Consider the following 4088-nt stretch of genomic DNA (forward strand, 5'->3'; position numbering starts at 1 on the left):
GGCGGCGAACCCGGATCTGCCGCTGGCGCTGGTGGGCGACTTCAACATCGCCCCGACGGATGCCGACAACGGCGACCCGACCGTCGTCCAGGGCTTCGCCACGCACGTGTCGCCGCCCGAGCGCGAGGCGTTCGCGGCCCTCGAGGCGGCGGGCCTGCAGGACGTCGTGCGCCCGCTCATCCCGACCGGCTACACCTACTGGGACTACAAGCAGCTGCGCTTCCCCCGCAACGAGGGCATGCGCATCGACTTCATCCTCGGCTCGCACGCGATCGCTGACGCCGTCACCGGCGCGACGATCCACCGCGACGAGCGCAAGGGCGAGGCCCCGAGCGACCATGTGCCGGTCGTCGTCGACCTGGACCTCGAGGGCGAGGACGACGACGATCGTCCGATGATCTTCTGACGGTGCGGATGCCGCGATCGGCGGCATCCGCATCTCGCCCCGATCCCTCTCGAACTTTTTTCGTGGTGCGCGTCATGATCGCGTTCCGCGGGCGTCTTGCTGTGTGACCCCCTATCGCGTGAGGGCCCGCTCACCAGCGGTTTCCCAGCGCGTATCGCTAGCCTGGCGCCGATCTGCCGTCGCCGGCCGAGCCCTGAAGCGCCGACCGGCGAGGAGACAAGTGACCACCCCCATCCGTGCCGTCGCCGAGGGCCCGCTGCGAGAGCGCTCGGACGAGCAGCTCGTCCTCGCCACGCGCGCCGGCGACAACGCCGCCTATGCGGTGCTGTGGGAGCGCCACGTCGCGAGCGGCCGGAGCGCGGCGCGGGCCGTCAGCCCGAACGTCGACCCCGACGACATCGTCTCGGAGGCGTTCACGTCGATCCTCTCGGCGATCCGCAAGGGCGGCGGGCCGCACGAGGGGTTCCGGCCGTACCTGTTCGCCACCATCCGCAACGTCGCGGCGTCGTGGGGCCGCCGCACGCAGGAGACCCCGCTCGACGACCTCGACGAGCGCGCGTCGGAGTCCGAGGCCGAGTTCGCCGAGCTCGTCGCCGACCGGTCGGTGCTGGCTCAGGCGTTCCGAGAGCTGCCGGAGCGCTGGCGTGAGCTGCTCTGGTACGTCGAGGTCGAAGGCATGAAGCCGCGCGAGATCGCGCCGCTGCTCGGCATGAGCGCGAACGCGGTGTCGGCGCTCGCCTACCGCGCTCGCGAGGGGTTCAAGCAGGCGTGGCTGCAGGCGCACATCAGCGACCCGGCCCGTCCCGCCGAGTGCCGGTGGGTGTGCGAGCTGCTCGTGGCCAGCGAGAAGAAGCCCGTCAAGCGCGGCGACCGCCGGCGCCTCGACGCCCACCTGCAGGAATGTCAGGCGTGCCGCATCGTCGCGGCCGACCTCGAGCACGTGTCGCAGAAGCTCCGTCTGGTGCTGCTGCCACTTGTCCTAGGCGGGGCTGGGGCCCTTGCCTATGCCTCCGATGCCGCCCCGGCCGCGGCATCGGTGGTCGCCGGATCGCCCACCGGGGGTGGCGGGGCATCCGGCTCCGGGGGACAGGCGCCGGGGGGCGCCTCCGGCGGGGGTGTCGGCGCGGGGGGCGCCGGCACCGCTGCCGTCCCGGTTGCGGCGATCGGGATCGGCGTCGGTGTGCTCGCGGTGGCGGCCGCGGCCGCCGTCGCCATCGCGCTCGCCCCGTCGTGGAGCGCGCCGGTCGAGAATCCGGTCTCGGCCGACGTGACCACGACCGATCGGGATGCCGCCGATGCTGTCGAGACCGCGCCCGACGGGGCCGCGGCCGAGACCGCCGACGCGCCGCCGGCGGTGGACGCACCGCCGGCGGGTGCCGTCGACACGCCGGCGCTGCCGCCCGCGGCGGCTCCGCGGACGGCTCCGATCCGGCTGGTCGAGACGGCACCGCGGCCGGCCCCCGCGCCCGTCACGCCGGCTCCCGAGCCCAGCACGCCGAACCCGTCACCCAGCCCGACGCCGACACCCACCCCGACGCCCGACCCCGGGCCCGCCACGACCGCGACAGCCCGTCTCGACGCCCCGGCCGACCTGTCGGCACCGGTCCCCGCGCCGATCAGCGGCACGGGTGTGGCGGGCGCCGACGTCGTGCTGCTCGACGAGTCGGGGACGGTCCTGGCGCGGACGACGGCGGATACCGCCGGTCGGTTCTCGGCGGCGATTCCCGGCGATCTGCTCCATCAGGGTATGTCGGTCCGTGCGGTGCAGACCGCCCCGGGTCTGGCGGAGTCCGCGGCCAGCGAGCCTGTCGGGCCGTTCGCCCTTCCGGTGCCGACCGTGACCTCGTCGGACGGCACGCTCGAGGCGCGCCTCGAGGACCTCGACTTCGACTTCCGCGCCGACGACCTGACGCTCCTGCTGAGCGGGCTGCGCGGTCAGACCGTGGCGGTGGCGATCGACGGGGCCTGGACGGGGAATCTGCACACCCTCACGGGGGCACCGCTCAGCCGTGTCGTCTACAACGTGTCGCCGGGCGATCACGTCCTGGGCATCCGCTACGTCGACCCGGCGACCGGCCGCCAGGGCCTCGTGTCGTACGTCACGCTGCACGTGTCGGCGCGCTGACCCTGCGTCAGCTGCCCATCGTGCCGGTCTGCACCGGTCCCGCCGCGGGGCCGTAGCGCAGCTGCACGACGCCGAGCGGACCCGACGTCGCCGGCTCGAGCAGCGTGACGTTCGCCGGGGCGGCGCCGTCGGGAAAGACCTTCTTGCCCTGGCCGAGCACGACCGGGTACACCCACAGCGTCAGCACGTCGAACAGCTGCTCGCGCAGGAGCGTCTGCGCGAAGTCGATGCTGCCGATCACGTGGATGCTGTCGTGCCGGTCGCGCAGCGTGGCGACCTCGGCCGCGAGGTCGGGCCCGAGCTGGGACGACCCCTGCCAATCCAGCGACGGCGTGCCGCGCGAGGCGACGTACTTGGGCACGGCGTCGAACTTGCGTCCGATGCCACCCTCGGGACCGTCCGTATGGTGGGGCCAGTACCCCGCGAAGATGTCGTAGGTGCGGCGTCCGAGCAGCAGGGCGTCGAGCTCTTCGATGCCCTGCCCGATCGCGGCACCGATCTGCTCGTCCGGGAACGGCGCCTGCCAGCCGCCGAACGGGAAGCCGCCCGACGGGTCCTCCTCGGGCCCGCCGGGCGCCTGCGCGACGCCGTCGAGCGTGGTGAACAGATCGATGTAGATGCGGCCGCTCATGACCGCCTCCCTTCGTCGAGGGGGCTCATGCGGCGAGCACGACCCCCGGTTCGATGCGGAACGTCTGCGCGAACCGCTCCAGCAGCGTCGCGTCGCCCGCGACCACCGCCAGCACTTCCTGATCGATCGCCTCGGCCGGGGTCAGCTCTCCCGAGATGAGGCGACGGATGCCGGGGCCCGCGGCGAAGACGAGCTCGGGGTCTCCGGCGGTCGAGGCCTGGTTCCCGAGCCGTGGATCCACCGGCCGCCCGGCCGGCTGGACCTGCGCCACGCGCAGACCGGACGCGTCGACCTGCACCCGCAGCACCACATCGCCGACGTGGAGCTCATAGTCCGCCGGAGGGAGCTCGGTGGCGGCATCCACCCGGAAAGCGGTGCGCAGCGCCATGGTCAGCGAGTCGGCCGTGACCACGTCGTCGGGCTGCGGGTCGCCCATCTGCGCGAATCCCCACCGGCCGAGCGCCAGCACGATCGGCTCGAGCTCTCGTCCATAAGGCGTCAGCTCGTACACCAGGCCGCAGTGCAGCAGCGGCACGCGGCGCACCACACCGCTCTCTTGCAGCTCTTTGAGCCGTGTGGAGAGGATGTTGGTGGGGATCTTGGGCAGTCCCTGCTTGAGGTCGGTGTAGCGCCGCGGGCCGACGAGCAGATCGCGGACGATGAGCAGCGCCCACCGCTCCCCGATCAGCTCGACGGCGGTCGTGACCCCGCAGTACTGCCCGTAGCTGCGGGACGCCACTTACGCCTGCGCCTGCTCCGCCACGTAGGCGTCGGGCCCTTGCTCCACGGCCTGCGGCTCCATGAAGAAGAACTCCACGCCGTTGCCGTCGGGGTCGTCGAGGTCGCGGCTGTACATGAAGCCGTAGTCCTTGGGCTCGCTCGGCTCGACGCCGCCCGCCGCCACGCCGGCGGCGATGGCCTTGTCG

The 4088-nt window shown here is 72.9% G+C and carries 4 protein-coding genes and 1 pseudogene; 2 read left to right on the forward strand and 3 right to left on the reverse strand.

The genetic code is table 11. From position 1 onward, the window contains the following. Both ACTHNQ_RS05355 and ACTHNQ_RS05360 read left to right on the forward strand, forming a co-directional pair. A partial coding sequence (locus tag ACTHNQ_RS05355; RefSeq protein WP_440331766.1) for an exodeoxyribonuclease III occupies positions 1-406 on the forward strand: 406 nt, incomplete at its 5' end. Between the two features lie 220 nt (positions 407-626). Further along, positions 627-2531: a sigma-70 family RNA polymerase sigma factor gene (locus ACTHNQ_RS05360; protein ID WP_440331768.1), complete on the forward strand. Its 1905-nt coding sequence runs from the start codon at positions 627-629 to the stop codon at positions 2529-2531. 7 nt (positions 2532-2538) lie between these two features. On the opposite strand, the gene ACTHNQ_RS05365 is transcribed toward ACTHNQ_RS05360, so the two are convergent. The 3 genes and pseudogenes from ACTHNQ_RS05365 to ACTHNQ_RS05375 all read right to left on the reverse strand — a co-directional run. Further along, a complete protein-coding gene (locus ACTHNQ_RS05365) occupies positions 2539-3162 on the reverse strand; it encodes a dihydrofolate reductase family protein (protein WP_440331770.1) in 624 nt (207 codons plus the stop codon). A gap of 25 nt (positions 3163-3187) precedes the next feature. Continuing rightward, positions 3188-3901: a winged helix-turn-helix transcriptional regulator gene (locus ACTHNQ_RS05370; protein ID WP_440331772.1), complete on the reverse strand. Its 714-nt coding sequence runs from the start codon at positions 3899-3901 to the stop codon at positions 3188-3190. Beyond that, positions 3902-4088, reverse strand: a pseudogene (locus ACTHNQ_RS05375) (VOC family protein); the annotation flags it as partial.

The sequence above is a fragment of the Microbacterium sp. genome (assembly GCF_051953575.1).
Classification (GTDB): Bacteria; Actinomycetota; Actinomycetes; order Actinomycetales; family Microbacteriaceae; genus Microbacterium.

Coding starts and splice junctions, on each gene's coding strand:
- ACTHNQ_RS05365 (WP_440331770.1), bottom strand. CDS start 3,162: ATGAGCGGCCGCATCTACATCGATCTGTTCACCACGCTCGACGGCGTC.